This window comes from Streptomyces sp. NPDC091280 (genome assembly GCF_044768565.1).
GTDB lineage: Bacteria > Actinomycetota > Actinomycetes > Streptomycetales > Streptomycetaceae > Streptomyces.
Map to the genome: position 1 here is coordinate 903528 of NZ_JBIVUZ010000001.1, position 17524 is coordinate 921051.

Annotated in this window: 16 protein-coding genes; 5 read left to right on the forward strand and 11 right to left on the reverse strand. The window is 68.6% G+C overall.

Annotated features, from left to right (window positions below):
- Positions 1-56 precede the first annotated feature (56 nt).
- A complete protein-coding gene (tamR, locus tag ACIQPR_RS04145; RefSeq protein ID WP_019066624.1) occupies positions 57-554 on the forward strand; it encodes a MarR family transcriptional regulator TamR in 498 nt (165 codons plus the stop codon).
- Here tamR and ACIQPR_RS04150 read toward each other — a convergent pair.
- Positions 513-1280: a response regulator transcription factor gene (locus ACIQPR_RS04150; RefSeq protein WP_019066623.1), complete on the reverse strand. Its 768-nt coding sequence runs from the start codon at positions 1278-1280 to the stop codon at positions 513-515. The two genes, tamR and ACIQPR_RS04150, sit on opposite strands and share 42 nt — an antisense overlap.
- Positions 1281-1542: 262 nt before the next feature.
- Here ACIQPR_RS04150 and ACIQPR_RS04155 point away from each other — a divergent pair, with 262 nt between their 5' ends.
- Positions 1543-1998 (forward strand): GNAT family N-acetyltransferase, encoded by a 456-nt coding sequence (locus ACIQPR_RS04155; RefSeq protein WP_403641558.1) that lies wholly within the window; start codon positions 1543-1545, stop codon positions 1996-1998.
- Positions 1999-2050: 52 nt separating this feature from the next.
- Here ACIQPR_RS04155 and ACIQPR_RS04160 read toward each other — a convergent pair whose 3' ends face one another.
- A complete protein-coding gene (locus ACIQPR_RS04160; protein WP_403641561.1) occupies positions 2051-3367 on the reverse strand; it encodes an aminoglycoside phosphotransferase family protein in 1317 nt (438 codons plus the stop codon).
- 129 nt (positions 3368-3496) lie between these two features.
- The gene (locus ACIQPR_RS04165) at positions 3497-4354 is read right to left on the reverse strand and encodes a winged helix-turn-helix domain-containing protein (RefSeq protein ID WP_403641564.1); all 858 of its coding nucleotides are present in this window, start codon (positions 4352-4354) and stop codon (positions 3497-3499) included.
- Positions 4355-4514: 160 nt separating this feature from the next.
- On the opposite strand from ACIQPR_RS04165, the gene ACIQPR_RS04170 reads away from it, so the two are divergent.
- A complete protein-coding gene (locus ACIQPR_RS04170) occupies positions 4515-4769 on the forward strand; it encodes a hypothetical protein (RefSeq protein WP_403641567.1) in 255 nt (84 codons plus the stop codon).
- Here the strand turns inward: ACIQPR_RS04170 and ACIQPR_RS04175 are convergent.
- The 4 genes from ACIQPR_RS04175 to galT form a co-directional block, all read right to left on the reverse strand.
- Positions 4760-5500, reverse strand: a complete 741-nt coding sequence (locus ACIQPR_RS04175; protein ID WP_403641570.1) for an HAD family hydrolase — start codon at positions 5498-5500, stop codon at positions 4760-4762. The two genes, ACIQPR_RS04170 and ACIQPR_RS04175, sit on opposite strands and share 10 nt — an antisense overlap.
- A gap of 95 nt (positions 5501-5595) precedes the next feature.
- A complete protein-coding gene (gene galK, locus ACIQPR_RS04180) occupies positions 5596-6738 on the reverse strand; it encodes a galactokinase (RefSeq protein WP_403641573.1) in 1143 nt (380 codons plus the stop codon).
- Between the two features lie 10 nt (positions 6739-6748).
- On the reverse strand, positions 6749-7714 hold the full coding sequence (gene galE, locus ACIQPR_RS04185; RefSeq protein ID WP_403641576.1) for a UDP-glucose 4-epimerase GalE: 966 nt from the start codon (positions 7712-7714) through the stop codon (positions 6749-6751).
- Positions 7714-8796, reverse strand: coding sequence for a galactose-1-phosphate uridylyltransferase (gene galT, locus ACIQPR_RS04190; RefSeq protein WP_403641579.1), 1083 nt, complete (start codon positions 8794-8796; stop codon positions 7714-7716). Before galT ends, galE begins: the two co-directional genes overlap by 1 nt.
- Positions 8797-8944: 148 nt before the next feature.
- Between galT and ACIQPR_RS04195 the strand changes: the two genes are divergently transcribed.
- A complete protein-coding gene (locus ACIQPR_RS04195) occupies positions 8945-10633 on the forward strand; it encodes a sodium:solute symporter family protein (RefSeq protein ID WP_403641582.1) in 1689 nt (562 codons plus the stop codon).
- 21 nt (positions 10634-10654) lie between these two features.
- Entirely contained in the window at positions 10655-10984 is a 330-nt protein-coding gene (locus ACIQPR_RS04200) for a hypothetical protein (RefSeq protein ID WP_403641585.1), read from the forward strand.
- A 27-nt stretch (positions 10985-11011) separates the two neighbouring features.
- Here the strand turns inward: ACIQPR_RS04200 and ACIQPR_RS04205 are convergent, their stop codons facing one another.
- The 4 genes from ACIQPR_RS04205 to ACIQPR_RS04220 form a co-directional block, all read right to left on the reverse strand.
- On the reverse strand, positions 11012-11704 hold the full coding sequence (locus tag ACIQPR_RS04205) for a LuxR C-terminal-related transcriptional regulator (protein ID WP_403641588.1): 693 nt from the start codon (positions 11702-11704) through the stop codon (positions 11012-11014).
- Between the two features lie 231 nt (positions 11705-11935).
- On the reverse strand, positions 11936-13702 hold the full coding sequence (locus ACIQPR_RS04210; protein ID WP_403641591.1) for a PQQ-binding-like beta-propeller repeat protein: 1767 nt from the start codon (positions 13700-13702) through the stop codon (positions 11936-11938).
- 52 nt (positions 13703-13754) lie between these two features.
- The gene (locus ACIQPR_RS04215) at positions 13755-15464 is read right to left on the reverse strand and encodes a PQQ-binding-like beta-propeller repeat protein (RefSeq protein WP_403641594.1); all 1710 of its coding nucleotides are present in this window, start codon (positions 15462-15464) and stop codon (positions 13755-13757) included.
- A 208-nt stretch (positions 15465-15672) separates the two neighbouring features.
- Positions 15673-17475 (reverse strand): ABC-F family ATP-binding cassette domain-containing protein, encoded by a 1803-nt coding sequence (locus tag ACIQPR_RS04220; protein ID WP_403641597.1) that lies wholly within the window; start codon positions 17473-17475, stop codon positions 15673-15675.
- Positions 17476-17524 lie beyond the last annotated feature (49 nt).

Genomic DNA, 17524 nt, shown 5'->3' on the forward strand with positions numbered 1-17524 from the left:
ACGAGTTAGTTGATATCAAGAGACTTCACGTCGACACAACCACTACACTGATCGTCATGGAGGACGAGGTCGATCGGCTTGTCGCGGCGTGGCGCCGGGAGCGCCCGGACCTCGACGTGGAGCCGCTTGAGGTGCTCAGCCGGGTGAGCAGACTGGCCCGGCACCTGGACCGGGCCCGCAGGCTCGCGTTCGCCGAGCACAGCCTGGAGCCCTGGGAGTTCGACGTGCTGACGGCGCTGCGGCGCGCGGGCAGCCCCTACCAGCTCTCCCCCGGCCAGCTGCTGACACAGACCCTGGTCACGTCCGGCACGATGACGAACCGCATCGACCGGCTGGCGAAGAAGGGCCTGGTCGAACGGCTGCCCGACCCCAGCGACCGCCGGGGCGTCCTGGTCCGGCTCACCGAGGAGGGCCAGGACCGCGCGGACCAGGCCCTGGCCGGACTGCTGGCGCAGGAGCGCGCGATCCTCGCGGAACTCTCCCGCGCCCAGCGGGGCGAACTGGCGGGACTGCTACGCCAGTTGACCGCCCCGTTCGACAACATCCCCGGCTAGGTCGACGGGCCCGACACCGGCGCGCCGCGCCAGCGCGACCGCCGCCAGGGTCGAGTGCACCCCGAGCTTCCCGAGCACGTTCTGCATATGCGTCCGGACCGTGTGCGGGGACAGGAACAGCCGCTCGGCCACGGCCTTCCGCCCCAGACCGGCCACCATGCAGCGCAGCACCTCGCGCTCCCGCGGAGTCAGCGACTCCACCAGCCGCTCGCTCTCGGTGCGGTGCTTGCGCGCGGCCGTCAACTCCCGCAGGACCCCGGTCAGCAGGGCCGGCGGCAGATGCGTCTCGTCGCGCAGGACGCCTCGGATGACGGTCAGCAGCCTGGACAGCGAACAGTCCTTGGCGACCCAGCCCGAGGCCCCGGCCTGCAACGCCAGCGCGGCCCGGCGCGGATCGTCCTTCTCCGCCAGGACGACCATCCGTACGCTCGGCTGGGCGGAACGGACCCCGGCGACCAGGGAGATCCCGTCCACCAGCCCGTCCTCGTTGCCCGCCTGCACCGGCACGGCGGGCCGGATGCCCTGCACATTGCCGCCCAGGTCGGCGTCCACCAGCAGGACGTCGAATCTACGGCCCTCGGCGTTCGCGCGCTCCATGCTGCGCAGCGCGGCGGGACCACTCCCGGCCGCGGACACGTCGACATCGGGCTCGGCCGCCAGTGCCGCGGCGAGCGATTCGGCGAAGATGCGATGGTCGTCGACGACCAGGACTCGGATGCGAACCACGAAACCCCCTTCCCCAGGCTCCTGGTGGAGCAGGGGATACCTCATCGTCGGGAGACGAAGCGATGGCTGCGGGTACGACGCCCGGGAGCGGCCGAAGCCGCACGGCCGCCGCCGTGCAGAGACTGCTACCCCCACATCGGGCGTCGTACCCGACTTTGTCTCGCCCCCTGATCAGCACCGGCCCCCACCGGTGCTGTTCACAGCGTACGGCCGGGGCGCAGCAGCGGAACCCAATTTGCAGAACTGACTGTCCGGCACGTTTATGGTGAGCCGCATGTTTCGTATTGAGACGGAAGTCGACAGAGCGCGACGCGATCTGCTCCGCGCCCGGCTGCTCGAAACCAACACGACCGCGTCCCCGGTCCTCCGCGCCCTGCGCGGAACCCCTCGCGAACGCGAAGTTCCACTTCAGGTCTGGGCGTTGGACGACTCCGGTGACCTCGCGGGCGGAGCGGTCTGCCACACCTGGGCGGACTGGCTCCACGTGACGTATCTGTGGGTGGACGGCCGACACCGGGGGACGGGACTCGGCTCCCGGCTACTCGCGCGAGCGGAGCGCATCGCCCGCGAGGAGCGCGCCTGTGTGGCGGCCCGCCTGGAGACCTGGGACTTCCAAGCCCCGGACTTCTACAAGAAGCAGGGGTACGAGGTGGTGTGCGTGATCGCGGACTATCCGCCGGGGGTTACGGAGTACACGTTGACGAAGCGGCTTGGGTGAGGGGGCGGCCACCGCGCCGTGCGGCCGCCCTCGGCGTGCTCGGTGGCTCGCCTCAACCCGTACGCTCCGTCACCGGGTGCCTGTTGCCATGCTCTCGGGAACAATCCGGTGCAGGGGCGCCGTCAAGCCCAGCTCCCTTCTGGAAGGCACCAAGCACAGCGCAGCCGCCCATGACGATGGCCGCCACAGCACCCGCATCCGAGAAGGCTGAGCGGAATGCCTTCAGCCTGCGGGACAGACTTACACGGGGCTGGCGCGCTTGGGGACACCGTTCCCCGGGTCGTCCCGGTTCTTCAGAGCCTGCTGTCTGCCACCGGTGCAGAACGTCGCGCACCTTGGCCCGGCTGGGAACATTCCGCAGGCCAAGAGGCTCCGCGCCGACTTGGAGTGCTTGCCACACGGCCGCCTCGGCCTTGTACAGGAGGCCGTCCCACAAACGTTTCCGCTGCGAGCCCTGCCGCAGTGATCGCGCAGCTCTTATGACATCGGGAAAGACCGACTGGGCCCGTTCGAAATCAAGGTAGTACGGCAGATCCTTTTCCATACCCTTGGCCGCGGCCGGCACGGTCGACTCCATGGCTTCGGCCCATGAGTCGATCACGGCTTTGTGCTGCTTGTTCGGGTAGCGCATGCGGACCAGGTGGGTTGCCAGGTCGTAAAGAGGATCGCCGTACGTAGCAAGCTCCCAGTCGACAGCGATTACACGGGAGTCGGTCGTGAGGACAATGTTGTCGCGATGCAAGTCCCCGTGAAGCAAGCCGCAGGGACGGGGGGCCATGACCGGTGCCTTCTCGGCCATCTGGGCCAGCACGTCCTCCGGAACTCCCAGTTGGCTGAACAGGCCGCCGTACACAGACCAGCTGGGTCGGCGGATCTGACGGTCGGCCAACTGCGTAAGAGCGGCCAGGTAGCCCCGACTGTCCGAACCGTAACGAGGCCAGTCGTGAGGCAGCGCCGGTAGCTCTTTCCGGCCTAACGCAGCTGTCTGGGCGAGGATTTCGACCATGGCCGAGATCCACGACTGCTTCACGCGCTTCCCGTCCGGGCACACAGCGGACAGTGGCTCACCCTCCACGTAGCTGAGCACAGTCGCCGTGGCTGTACTGGCCAGGCATTGTGGAACGTTCGGCAGCACGCCTCTGAGCGAGCGCAACAGCTGGGCTTCGGACCACGTTCTGATCACTACCGGGACGGCGTCCGGTCTCGGAACGCGCACGAGCACGTGGGTGCCGGGTTCGCCCCCACAGAGTCGGGCCATGGTTTCGGTAAGAGGCAGCACATAGTTACGGTTGTGATGGCCGCGGCTCTTGGTGCCAATGTTCTGGGCCAGCCGCACGAACTCGTCGCCGGCATCGACTTCGATGGACACTTCACTCCTGGGAGACACCTGAAGCAGGGCGTGCTCCCGCAGGCTGCTCAAGGGTTGGAAAACCTCTGGAGCATAGTGTGAAGCAGGTGTTCGTGAGTGCATTTCGGCCACTCGTGATACCCGTGGGTGTCACACGGCGAGGTGCTCCCACAGCGAATCGAACCATTCCTGCTGGTCCCTCACCCAGGCGGCCTGGGTGTCGTCCACGCCCTCGCCCTTGTCGAAGTAGGTGCCGGTGGCGCCGACGCTCAGGATGTCGAGTGCCTCCACCTCCTCCGTCCCGCCCAACGGAATGCGCCGACGGACCAGCTTGTACATGGTCTGGAAGGCTTCCGTCTCGTTGAGCAGGAACAACTTGGACGTCGGCATCACGGGAACACGCCTGACCTCGAAGCCCACCTCCTGGACCGGGCTGTTGGCCCGGAGATTCCGGAGTGTGTCCTCCAGGGACGACAGACAGCGGTCGGAGATCACCGCCAGGCGCTCCACGACTCTCTTGTCATCCGGTGCGGCGATGTTCCGCGGGACCGGCATCGGCATCTCCCGGTCCGGAAGCAGCATGCGCAGCCTGATCCTTTCCGGCACGGGAGCCGAACCGGCAAGAATATCCACGGCCTGGACGCGGAGATGTACGTCGAGCGATTCGGACGTCAAACAGGAGACGTCAAGCCTTACTTCTGTTTGCGCGAAAGCCCGTTTGACGAACCAGTCCATTCCCACCCTCTGTATCCGGGCGGAAGCGGCTTCAGGTGCCTTGATGACGACGCGTGAACCGCTGCCCTGACGGGATACGATCCAGCCCTCCTCGCGCAGTTCTCGCAGAGCGCGCTGCACGGTGTCCCGGGAGACGTCGAGCGAGGTGGCCAGATCCCGCTGGGGCGGCAGCATGCCGCCCCCTGGGTACTCGTGGGCCAGGATGCGGCGACGCAGTTCGGTCAGAACCCTCTCGACCGCTCCGCCGACCTCGTCGCGTCCGCCGTCACTCACACAACGACCGTACCTCGCAAGGTCGGTGGCGAAAACCAGTTCCGGTCAGATTGGCGGACAGATTGAACTGGTGGTTACGGGATCAAGCAGTCCGGGGATACCAACCACGAGCCAATTTGGTCCAATTGGCCGACTTCACTGAATCGGACGGGGGTCCTGAATGATCACCCGGGATTTCGCAAGGTTAGTCGTCCAGGCTGTTCTCGATCAGCAGTCATGGACACCGTACGGCACCCCTGGTGCAGCACTTCTGATCCTGGCCTCCATCCTGATCGCCTCGCCGATGGCGCCGAAGCAGGGGAAGGCACCCGAAGAAGCGAAGGACGAGAAGGTCCACAAGGATGCGAAGGGGCGGCGGTCATCGCACCTGTGGTGGGTGGCACTGCTGCTCTTCCTGCTGGTGATTCATCCCTGAGACCTGAGCACGTCCCAGACCTCCTTGAGGGAGGGCACCATCCGCGACGGCTCCACTCCCGCCCGCCGGAACGCCCGAACCTTGGGGAGGTCGCACGCGTATCCCAGAAAGGGGATTCCAGCGGTCCGGGCCGCTTCGTAGTCCGTCGGCGCGTCGCCGAGCATCAGCGCCTCGGACGGTTCGGCGTCCATCGCGTCGAGCGCCAGCAGCAGGGAGTGCGGGTCCGGCTTCATCAGGTGGAGGTCGCGCGTACGCCCGTAGACGTGCGGAAAGAAGCCGTCGAGCCCCTTGGCTGCGAGGTAGGCGGTGGCCGCCCGGGCCGAGTTGTTGGTGCTGACGGCCAACTGGACGCCCAGGCCCGCCCAGGCCCGGATGACGTCCTCGGCGTGCGGGGTGTCACGAGCGGAGCCGACCGCTTTCAGTTCCTCGCCGGTCAGCCACTCCTCCAGTTTCACGACCTGGTCGGTGTCCGGATGCCGTTGGCCGATGCCGGCCAGCATGGCGTGCGGGTCCTTGCGTAAACGTTCCGCCATGGGCAGCAGTTCGAGCTGCTTGTCCTGTTCGAGTGAACTGACCAGTCTGTTGGCTATTTTGGGCGCGGAGTACCCCGCGAACAGCTGGCAGATCGGACCGTCCAGGTCCCACAGGACGTAGCGCACCGGGGAGATCAGTTTCCGGAGGTCGTCGGCCGAAGCCGTCTCCGGTTCGGTCGCAGGCGTATCAGGGGTCATCAGGAGAGTGTCAGGTTCCCGGCGACGCTTTCCCAGAGGGCAGCGAGCCGGGCCGACCCGAGTTCACCCCGTACGCACCGCGACCGGCCCCGCCGTCAGCCCACCCGCCGAGCCCCCGCAGAAGGCACCGCCGGGAACACCCGAGGTGCCGTATAGCCGGCGCCCGCGAACGCCTCCTCCACCGCCTTCGTCACCGTGTCCGTGTCCGAGGCCTCGACCAGGACGATCGCCGAGCCGCCGAAGCCGCCGCCCGTCATGCGGGCGCCCAGCGCGCCGGCGGTGACCGCCGTGTCGACCACGAGGTCCAACTCCGGGCAGGAGATGCGCAGATCGTCGCGGAGCGAGATGTGGCCCTCCGTCAGGACCGGGCCGATCGCCCGGACTTCGCCCGCGTCGAGGAGGGAGATGACCTGGTCGACCCGGTGGTCGTCGGAGACGACATGGCGCACGTAGCGGCGGACGCGTTCGTCCGTGAGGCGGGCCAGGGATGCGTCCAGGTCCTCGTACGCCACGTCCCGCAGGAAGGGCACGCCGAGTCGGCGGGCGCCCTCCTCGCAGCCCTCTCGGCGTTCCGCGTAGGCGCCGTCGCCGAGGGCGTGCTTGACCCTGGAGTCCACGACCAACAACGACAGACCCTCCGACGCCAGGTCGAAGGGGATCTGGCGGATCGACAGGTCCCGGCAGTCGAGGTGGAGCGCGTGGCCCTCCTCGGCGCAGGCCGAGGCCGTCTGGTCCATGATGCCGCAGGGGACGCCGACGAAGTCGTTCTCGGCGCGCTGCGAGAAGCGGGCCAACTCCGGTCCGGTCAGGCCCAGTTCGAAGAGGTCGTTCAGGGCCAGGGCGGTGACGACCTCCAGGGCGGCCGACGAGGACAGGCCCGCGCCCGTCGGGACCGTGGAGGAGAGGTGGATGTCCGCGCCGGTGATCTCGTGGCCCGCCTCGCGCAGCACCCACACCACGCCCGCCGGGTACGCGGCCCAGCTGGTGTTGGTGCGCGGGGCGAGTTCGGCCACGTGGAGTTCCACGACCGGGCCCTCGATGTCCGCCGAGTGGAGGCGCAGGACGCCGTCCGTGCGGCGCGAGACCGCCGCCACCGCCGTGTGCGGCAGGGCGAGCGGCATCACGAAGCCCTCGTTGAAGTCGGTGTACTCGCCGATCAGGTTGACCCGGCCCGGCGCGGCCCAGACGCCCTCGGGAGCGGTGCCGTACAGCTCCTCGAAGCCCTCAAGTACACCCACGTGTTCTCTCCTAACCCTTCGATACGTTCTGCGCGAACGCCCACGCGTCCGCGACGATGCCCGCGAGGTCCGCGCGGGTCGGGTTCCAGCCGAGGCGCTCCTTGGCGCGGTCCGCCGAGGCGACCAGGGTCGCCGGGTCGCCGCCGCGGCGCGGGGCGACGATCTCGGGGATCGGGTGCCCGGTGACCTGGCGGACCGTCTCGATGACCTGGCGGACGGAGAAGCCCTCGCCGTTGCCGAGGTTGCAGATCAGGTGTTCGCCGGGGGTGGCCGCCTTGAGCGCGAGCAGGTGCGCGTCGGCCAGGTCGGCGACGTGGATGTAGTCACGGACGCAGGTGCCGTCCGGCGTCGGGTAGTCGTCGCCGTAGACGGAGATCGCGTCGCGCCTGCCCTGGGCGACCTGGAGCACGAGCGGGATCAGGTGCGACTCCGGGTCGTGGCGCTCGCCGCAACTGCCGTACGCGCCCGCCACGTTGAAGTAGCGGAGGGAGACCGCGCCGAGGCCGTGGGCCGCCGCCTCGCTCGTGATCATGAAGTCGACCGACAGCTTCGAGGCGCCGTAGGGGTTGGTCGGGGAGGTGCGCGCGGTCTCGACGATCGGGACCTCCTCCGGCTCGCCGTAGGTGGCCGCCGTGGAGGAGAAGACCAGCTTGCGGACGCCGGCCTCGCGCATCGCGGCGAGCAGGGCCATCGAGCCGCCGACGTTGTTCTCCCAGTACTTCTCGGGCTTGACGACGGACTCGCCGACCTGGGAGAACGCGGCGAAGTGGAGCACGGCGTCGTAGGAGGGGTCCAGCCACTTGGCGGCGTCGCGGATGTCGCCCTCGACGAAGGTGGCACCCGCCGGGACGCCCTCGCGGAAACCCGTCGAGAGGTTGTCCAGGACGGTGACCTCGTGGCCCGCCTCCAGCAGATGCTGGGCGACCACGCTGCCGACGTAACCCGCCCCGCCCGTGACCAGGTACTTACCGCTCATCAACTCGCTACCTCTCGCAGTCGCTCGGCCGCGCGCTCCGGCGGCACGTCGTTGATGAACACGCTCATGCCGGACTCGGAACCCGCGAGGAACTTCAGCTTGCCGGAAGTGCGGCGGATGGTGAAAAGCTCAAGGTGGAGCGCGAAGTCGTCCCGGCTCACACCCTCGAACTCCTCCAGCGTGCCGAACGGCGCCTGGTGCCAGGCGGCGATGTACGGCGTCGGAGACTCACCCGCCCCTTCTTTCCCTCCATCCCGCTCATCGAAGATCCGGTCGAAGCGCCTCAAGAGTTCCAGATAGACCTTGGGGAACTCTGTGCGCGCGGCCTCGTCCAGGCCGAGCAGATCGGGCACGCGGCGCTTGGGGTACAGGTGGACCTCGTAGGGCCAGTGCGCGGAGTACGGCACGAAGGCCGCCCAGTGTTCACCCTCAAGGACGACCCGCTCACCGGCGAGTTCGCGCTCCAGGACGGAGTCGAAGAGGTTCTCCCCGCCGGTCGCCTCCTTGTGGGCCGCGAGCGAGCGCAGCATCAGCGCGGTGCGCGGGGTGGTGAAGGGGTAGGCGTAGATCTGGCCGTGGGGATGACCGAGGGTCACCCCGATCTCCTCGCCGCGGTTCTCGAAACAGAAGACCTGCTCCACGGAGGGAAGATGCGACAGCTCCGAGGTCCGGTCCGTCCACGCGTCGAGGACGAGGGCCGCCTGCTCCTCGGTCAGCGCGGCGAAGGACGCGTCGTGGTCGGAGGTGAAGCAGACCACCTCGCACCGGCCGGAGTCCCCGGCCAGCGAGGGGAAACGGTTCTCGAACACGACGACGTCGTAGGAGGAGTCCGGGATCTCGCTGAGCCGGTCGCCCGTGGTCGGGCAGAGCGGGCACTGGTCGGCCGGCGGGTGGTAGGTGCGGCCCTGGCGGTGCGAGGCGATGGCCACGGAGTCGCCGAGCAGCACGTCCCGTCGTACCTCCGAAGTGGTGACCGTGCGCTCCAGCGGGCGGCGGTCCACCGCGTCGCGCACGGTGTCGTCCCGCAGGTCGTAGTAGATGAGCTCACGACCGTCGGCCAACCGGGTCGAGGTCTTCTTCACGCCGGGCTCTCCATCCGTACGTACATCCACGCCACATCCGGGCTTCACACAGAACTAAACACATCAAACCACCAATCCCCCCAGCCGTCACCATCAGAATCAAACAAAGAACACCAAACGAAGAACATCAAACCAAGGTGAGCGCTTGATGCAGACTCTGCAGCCCCCCACCTCACTCGCCGCCGGGCTCCGGCTCCCCACCAACGGGCTCGACTACACGATCCTGGCGATCTACTTCGCCGTCGTCCTCGGCATCGGACTGGCCGCCCGCAGATCGGTGCGGACCAGCCTCGACTTCTTCCTCTCCGGGCGTTCCCTGCCGGCCTGGATCACCGGTCTCGCCTTCATCTCGGCCAACCTCGCCGCCACCGAGATCCTCGGCATGGCCGCCAACAGCGCGCAATACGGCGCCTACACCGTGCACTGGTACTGGATCGGCGCCATCCCCGCCATGGTCTTCCTCGGCCTGGTGATGATGCCCTTCTACTACGGCTCGAAGGTGCGCTCGGTCCCCGAGTTCCTGCTGCTGCGCTTCGACAAGGCCGCGCACCTGCTGAGTTCGATCCTGTTCGCCTTCGCGGCCATCCTCATCGCGGGCGTCAACCTCTACGCCCTCGCGATCGTCGTCGAGGCCCTGCTGGGCTGGCCGCAGTGGGTGGCGATCGTCGTCGCCGGCGCCTTCGTGCTCGCGTACATCACCCTCGGCGGCCTCTCCTCCGCGATCTACAACGAGGTGCTCCAGTTCTTCGTGATCCTCGCGGCCCTCATCCCCATCTCCTACCTCGGCCTGAAGAAGGTCGGCGGCTGGGACGGCCTCACCCACAAGCTGGACGCGACCCACGGCCACGACTTCACCACCGCGTGGGGCGGCACCGGCATCGGCAGCGTCAACCCGCTGGGGGCGAACTGGCTGACCATCGTGCTCGGCCTCGGCTTCGTCCTCTCCTTCGGCTACTGGACGACGAACTTCGCGGAGGTGCAGCGCGCGCTGTCCGCGAAGAACCTGTCCGCCGCGCAGCGCACCCCGCTCATCGCCGCGTACCCGAAGGTCTTCATCGTGTTCCTGGTGATGATCCCGGGCCTGGTCGCCGCCGCCCTCGTCCCGAAGATCGGCACCGGCGGCTCGGACCTCCAGTACAACGACGCGATCCCGTACCTGATGCAGGAGCTGCTGCCCAACGGTGTCCTGGGCATCGCGGTGACCGGGCTGCTGGCGGCGTTCATGGCGGGCATGGCGGCCAATGTGTCGTCCTTCAACACGGTGTTCACCAACGACATCTGGGCGAAGTACGTCGTGCCGGACCGCGAGGACGAGTACTACGTCCGCTTCGGCCGCCTGATCACGGTGATCGGCGTGGCCGCCTCCGTCGGCACGGCCTTCCTGGCCTCGTCCTTCTCCAACATCATGAGCTACCTCCAGACGCTCTTCTCCTTCTTCAACGTGCCGATGTTCGTCGTCTTCATCGTCGGCATGTTCTGGAAGCGGGCCACCCCGAAGTCCGGCTTCTGGGGCCTGCTCGCGGGCACGGTCACGGCGATGCTGAACTACTTCTGGATCTACAAGCAGGGCATCGTCTCCATCCCCTCCGACCAGGGCGCCAACTTCGTCTCCGCCATCGCCGGGTTCGTCGCCGGTGCGGTCGTCATGTTCGCGGTGTCCCTCTTCACCCGCCCGAAGCCGGCCGAACAGCTGCGGGGCCTGGTCTACGGCACGACGTCCCCCGGCATGACCGAGGCGCCCGCCGCGGGCGACGACGCGTGGTACCGCCGGCCGGCACTGCTCGGCTGGGGCGCGGTGATCCTGGCGGCCGTCTGCTACATCCCGTTCTCGTTCTAGTCGCGGGAGGATTGAGGAACCATGTCTGAGAACTCCGAGCACGACGTCCAGCGCGCGGTCGCCGAACTGGAGGGCAGGTCGACGACCGCGTCCCGGCTGTTCGACCTACGGCTGATCATCGGCGGCCTGTTCGTCGTCTACGGCGTGATCGTCACGATCGCGGGCATCGACCCGTCGGACGCGTCGCTGGACAAGTCCGAGGGCGTCAACATCAACCTCTGGACCGGCATCGCGATGCTGCTCCTCGGCATCTTCTTCCTGGGATGGCTGAAGCTGCGCCCGACACCTCCGGTGGAGGCGGAGACGGAGACGGAGACGGAGACGAAGACCACGGAGGAGGAAGGGGCCTAGCCACAGGCCGCGTCCCGCGCCGACGTCTCACGTCTCCTGTCCCACCGTCGCGTTCACCGGTCCCGCCCGGTCCAGCAAGCCCGTGCGGGCGGCCAGGGCCGCCGCTTCCAGTCGTGAGCCGACGCCGAGTTTCATCAGGACCCGTTGGACGTGGGTGCGGGCCGTGGAGGGGGCTATGCCCATGCCGGCGGCGATCAGGCGGGTGTCCTCGCCGTCCGCGACCCGGACCAGGACCTCCACCTCCCTCGGGGTGAGCATCTGCAACAGCCGCTGGCCCTCGTCGTCCGGCTGGGCCGCCGGGTTGAGCAGTTCGCTGAAGGCGCCCTGGAGCAGCTGCGGCGCCACGGCCGCCTCGCCCGCCCGCGCTTTCATGATGGCGCGCTCCACGCCCTCTATGCGCTCGTCGTGCCGGACGTAGCCCGAGGCGCCGGCCGCGAAGGCCGCGGCGATGCCGCGGGGGCTCGGGACCGGGCCGAGGACCAGGACCGCCACCTGCGGGCGTTCCCGCTTGATCTTCACCACCGGGTCGAAGATGCCCGGCTCGGCCGGTGTCGCCGTACCGAGCAGGCACACCTCGGGCGCCCGGGTGATCACCAGTTCCGCCGCGCCCGCCGCGGGCGCCGCCGCGGCCAGCACCCGGTGTCCCCGCAGCTTCAGCGCCGAGGCCAGTGCCTCGGCGAGCAATCGGTGGTCGTCGACCACCATCAGCCGCACTCCCATCGAGCAACCCCCCAGTCCCCCCAATGGATGCCCACTATGGATGCCCACCGGTCCCCAAGAACAGAGGGCCCCCAGCACCCCCGTTCTTCATGCCCCCGGAAGCTACACGCTTGTTCGACGTTGCGCTGCCCCTACAGGAGAGAAGTGCCCCGGATCGACTGACTTTTTCGTATTCCGGGGCATTCACGGGTGATGAGGGTGGTGAGGAAAAGGTGTGAAGGGAGGGGTGGTTCAGCCTGTCGTGCCGAAGGCGATCGCCAGGTCCTTGTCGGCGCCGGAGGACGACGAGGGCTTGTCCGCGTAGACCGCCGACATGTAGAGGCGGCCCTGCCCGTAGAGGATCTCCGCGTAGTCGGGCAGGAAGCTGGTCTCGGTGTCCCGTACCGTCTCGGTGCTCGGGTTCTCCAGCAGCGTCGTCTCCTTGAAGGAGTTGCCGTCGATGCTGACGATCTGGCCGCCCTTGTCGTAGGGCGGGTACTTGTACGCGAGCACGTTGCTGCCGTCCATGCGCAGCGGGGTGATGGTGTAGCCGTCGCCCGCGTCGGCGCGCTGGCCGGTCTGCTTCCCGGTGCCGAGGTCGAAGGCGACGATCTCGTTGGTCTTGCTGTAGGAGTCGCCGGAGCCGTCGTGCTCCTCGGTCGGCACGTACAACCGGTCGTTGCCCACGGCGAGTTCGGTGCAGTACTCGACACGCGTGATGCCGTCGCAGCGGGCCGCGTACTGCTTGCCGGGCGCCGAGATGTGGGCGCGCAGCGCGCCCGTCTTGTTGTCGATGGAGAAGAAGTCGGAGATGCCGCTGCCGTCGCCCGCGCTGTCGCCGACGTCGGCCGCGACGACCAGCGGGTCGGTGGAGACGATGCTGGCGTACTCGATGCCCTCGGCCATCTTGTAGTCGGAGAGCACCTTCCCGGAGGTCGGGTCGATGGTCTGGATGTGCAGGGTGGGCGAGTCGTAGGTGCCGCACTTGCGCACCGCGACCAGCTTGGCGCCGCCGCCGTAACCGGCGTCGTAGCAGTCGCCGGTCTTCGGGCTCCACAGGACCTTGCCGGTGGCGAGGTCGAAGGCGGCGCCGCCGTCGGTGCTGCCGACCGCGACCGTGCCGCCGCTGACGGTGACGTTCTCGAAACTGATCGGCTGGTCACCGGATTCGGCGGTCTTCGTCCACAGCTTGGTGCCGGCGTTGAGATCGATCGCGGCAATCTGGCTGCATCCGCTGGAGGGCTTGGCCTTGGTCGGCATGGCGGGCTCGTAGAGGATCGCCGTCCGGCCGTCGGTGGTGGTGTGCTTCGTGGCCTGGCAGACCGGGCCGGGGAGCTTGATCGTCCACAGCTTGGCGCCGGTGTCGCGGTTGTAGCCGTCGACCTCTGCGGCCCCGCTCTTGGCGTACACCTTGTCGGTGAGCCAGGAGCCGGAGGTCACCATGGTGTCGCTGACCTTGGGCATCGGGACCTGGAAGAGGACCTTGGAGGCGGTGTCGGCGGGCACCTTCTCCTTGCCGCCCGAGGTCGTGCCGCCCTTGCCGTCCGAGGGGGTCGAATCGGCGGTGGTCTTCTTGTCGCCCGCCTTGTCGTCCTTGCCGGACGAGGACGAGTACCAGATCCCGCCGCCGACGATCAGCGCGATCACCACGACCGCGGCCGTGATGATCGCCGCGGACGCCCCGAACTTCCGTCCACCGCCGCCCGGTTGCCCCGGCTGCGGATGCAACGGCATGGTCGGCTGACCGGGCTGGGGCTGCCCCGGGTAGCCGTAACCGGGCTGCTGGCCATAGGGGTTGGGCTGCTGCCCGTACGGCTGCTGCGGGGACTGCGCGTACGGGTTGGGCTGCTGGCCGGGGTAGCCGTAGCCCGGCTGCTGGGGCGGGGGCGGGGGCGGCGGTGCCTGCGGGTAGCCGTAGCCCGGCGGGGGCGGGGGCTGCTGCGGGGGCTGGTCGGGGGGCGGGCCGAAGCCGCCCTGCTGCGGGGGCTGGTTCGGCGGGGGCGGGGGCGGCTGGGTCATGACGGGTACCTCGGGGACGGATCGGCGGAAGCGGACAGGACGGCGGAAGGCGTCACTTGCCGTAGGCGAGCATCAGCTTCTCCTTCGTCTTGTCGTTTCCGTTCAGCCGGGTCGAGGAGATGTAGAAGCGGCCGTCGACGTAGTCGATGTCCCGGGAGAAGAAGCTCGACTCGATGCGCGCGGTCCCGGCCGGCATCTGGAGCAGCTTCGTCGTGGTGTGCGAGGAGCCGGTCGTGGGGACGGACACGATCCGGCCGCCCGCGTCGTAGGCGGCCTCGACATAGGCGACGAGCTTGCCGCCCTCGGCCCTGACCGGTTGCATCGACTCGTCCGTGGGCGACTTGACGCGCCACTTCTCCTTGCCGGTGGCCAGGTCGATCGCGACGATCTGGTTGGGGCCGGTCGTCGCGTCGGTCGGGAGGTAGAGGGTGTCGGCGTCGACCGCGACACCCTGGCAGCCCTGGAGGTCGCGGTCGAGGATCGCCAGTCCGCAGGAGGGTGCGAAGGCGGCCTTGGAGTCGACCTGCGAGCGGACGGAACCGTCGCTCTTCAGCGTCGAGATGTTCCAGTGCTTGTGGTCCGAGTCGGTCATGTAGAGGACGACCGGGTCCACGGAGTACACCCGGGACACCGTCCACCCCTTGGGGATCGACTTGGTCCACTTGGCGCCGCCGGTCGCCGGGTCGAGCTCCTGCACCTCGTCGTGCGCGTTCGCGGAGCCCGCCCCGCAGGAGGAGACGGCGATCAGCCGGGTGCCGCCCGCGAACGCGGCCGGGAAGCAGGCCGCGCCGTACTTCTTCTTCTCGAAGAGCTGCTTGCCGGTGGCGAGGTCGTAGGCGACGCCCGACTGCGAGCGGCCCACCATCAGGGTCTTGCCGGTGATGGTCAGCCCGATGCTGAGCGCGCTGTCGAACAGGCCGCCGTCCGCGACGGTCGCGGTCCAGCCCTTGGCCCCGGTGTTCAGGTCGAGCTGCTGGAGGCGGTTGCACTTGGCGTTGTCGCTGACCCCGCTCTCGTAGGCCACCACGATCTTGTCGTCGGACGACTTCTGCGAGGTGACCGCGCAGATCTTCTGCGGGAAGGTGATCGTGGGCCAAGTCGGCTTGCCGTCGCCGACGTTGTAGGCGACGACCTCCTTGTACGCGGCCTTCACCGCCGTGCTGCCGGTGATCCACATGCCGGGGGCGTCGGCGCCGGAACCGGGCGCGTCGGGCGCCTCCTTGTACCAGAGCACCTTCGCCTCGCCGGACTTGCGGCCCTCGTTGAGGTTCTCGGAGTCCGTGCCGCCGTCGCCGCTGCCGTCGCCGGAGTCGACCGGGTCGTCCGAACCGCCGGTGGCGGACGGCTTCGCGGAGTCGCTCTGTTCCGCGACCGGCTTCTTGTCGTCACCGCCGCCGGTGACCGCCCACACCGTGCCGCCGACCACCAGCAGACCGGCGACCGCCGCAGCGATCAGAAGGGCCGGTCTGCCCTTGAACGGGCCGCGCCCGGACGGGGGTTGGGGCGGGGCGAACTGCGGGGGCGGGGGCGGCGGGTAGCCGTAACCGCCGTAGGGCGGCTGGGGTTGCTGGCCGTACGGCGGCTGCGGTTGTCCGCCGTAGGGGCCGGGCTGCTGGGTGTACGGTCCCGGCTGCTGCTGCGGGTAGCCGTAACCCGGCGTCGGGGAGACCGGCGGCCCGAAGCCGCCCGCCGGTGGCTGTGGCGGTTGGTTCGGCGGCGCTCCGTAACCACCGGACGGCGGCTGGTCGGGCGGCTGAGTCATCAGCGCTTCCCCCTCGTTCACTGATTTCTCGTACGGGTCGTTCAGTGCTTTGTTCGGTCGTCTGCTCAGTGGTCTGTTCAATGCTTTTCAGACAGCCTCAGACGGCCCTTTCTATCACTGAGCTGTCCATGCACAACGGGCCGGTTCGCCCCTGTACCCAAGGGAGAACCGGCCCGTGACAGCGCCGTTATGCGCCTTCACCCACCCTTCACGCGTCCTCGGCGAGTTCCAGCCAGCGCAGCTCCAGCTCCTCGCGCTCACCGCCCAAGTCGCGCAGCTGCGCGTCCAGTTCGGCCACTTTCGCGAAGTCCGTGGCGTTGTCGGCGATCTGCGCGTGCAGCTTGGCCTCCTTCTCGGAGACCTTGTCCAACTGCCGCTCGATCTTCTGGAGTTCCTTCTTCGCGGCCCGCTGGTCGGCGGCGCTCACTGCGGGCGCGGCCTTCTCCACCACGGGGGCGGCAGCGGCGGCGGCCTCCTCCATACGGTGGCGCCGCTCCAGGTACTCGTCGATGCCGCGCGGCAGCATCCGCAGGGTCGCGTCGCCGAGGAGGGCGTACACCTGGTCGGTGGTGCGCTCGACGAAGAACCGGTCGTGGGAGATCACGATCATCGACCCGGGCCAGCCGTCGAGGACGTCCTCCAGCTGGGTCAGCGTCTCGATGTCGAGGTCGTTGGTGGGCTCGTCGAGGAAGAGGACGTTGGGCTCGTCCATGAGGAGGCGGAGGAGTTGCAGCCGCCGCCGCTCACCACCGGAGAGGTCGCCGACCGGCGTCCACTGCTTCTCCTTGTTGAAGCCGAACGTCTCGCACAGCTGCCCTGCGGTCATCTCCCGCCCCTTGCCGAGGTCGACCCGCTCCCGCACCTGCTGCACGGCCTCCAACACCCGCAGCGTGGGCTTGAGTTCGGCGACCTCCTGGGAGAGGTAGGCGAGCTTGACGGTCTTCCCCACGACGACCTTTCCGGCCGCCGGCTGGGTCTCGCCGTCGCTGCGGGCCGCGTCCGCCAACGCCCGCAGCAGGGAGGTCTTCCCGGCGCCGTTGACCCCGACCAGGCCGACGCGGTCGCCGGGGCCGAGGTGCCAGGTGATGTGCTTCAGCAGGACTTTGGGCCCGGCCTGGACGGTCACGTCCTCCAGGTCGAAGACCGTACGGCCCAGGCGCGACGACGCGAACTTCATCAGCTCGCTGGTGTCGCGCGGCGGCGGCACGTCCGCGATCAGTTCGTTGGCGGCCTCGACCCGGAAGCGCGGCTTGGACGTACGGGCCGGGGCGCCCCGGCGCAGCCAGGCCAGCTCCTTGCGGACCAGGTTCTGCCGCTTGGTCTCCTCGGTGGCGGCGATGCGCTCGCGCTCGGCGCGGGCGAAGACGTAGTCGGAGTAGCCGCCCTCGTACTCGTAGACGTCACCCCGCTGCACGTCCCACATGCGGGTGCAGACCTGGTCCAGGAACCAGCGGTCGTGGGTCACGCAGACGAGCGCGGAGCGCCGCTCGCGCAGATGGCGGGCGAGCCAGGCGATGCCCTCGACGTCCAGGTGGTTGGTCGGCTCGTCGAGGACGACCAGGTCCTGCTCCTCGATGAGCAGCTTGGCGAGCGCGATACGGCGGCGTTCGCCACCGGAGAGCGGGCCGATCACGGTGTCAAGCCCCTGCGGGAAGCCCGGCAGGTCCAGGCCGCCGAAGAGTCCCGTCAGTACGTCGCGGATCTTGGCGTTGCCCGCCCACTCGTGGTCGGCCAGGTCCCGGATGACCTCGTGGCGGACGGTCGCCTCGGGGTCGAGGGAGTCGTGCTGGGTGAGGACTCCCAGCCGGAGTCCGCCGGAGTGGGTGACGCGGCCGGTGTCGGACTCCTCCAGCTTGGCGAGCATCCGGATCAGGGTGGTCTTGCCGTCTCCGTTGCGGCCCACGACCCCGATCCGGTCCCCTTCGGAGACACCGAGCGAGACACCGTCGAGCAGGGCACGGGTGCCGTACACCTTGCTGACGTTCTCGACATTGACCAGGTTGACGGCCATTTCTCTCCTGACAGGGGGGACGGTCAGCCCCCCAGCCTAATGCGCGCCG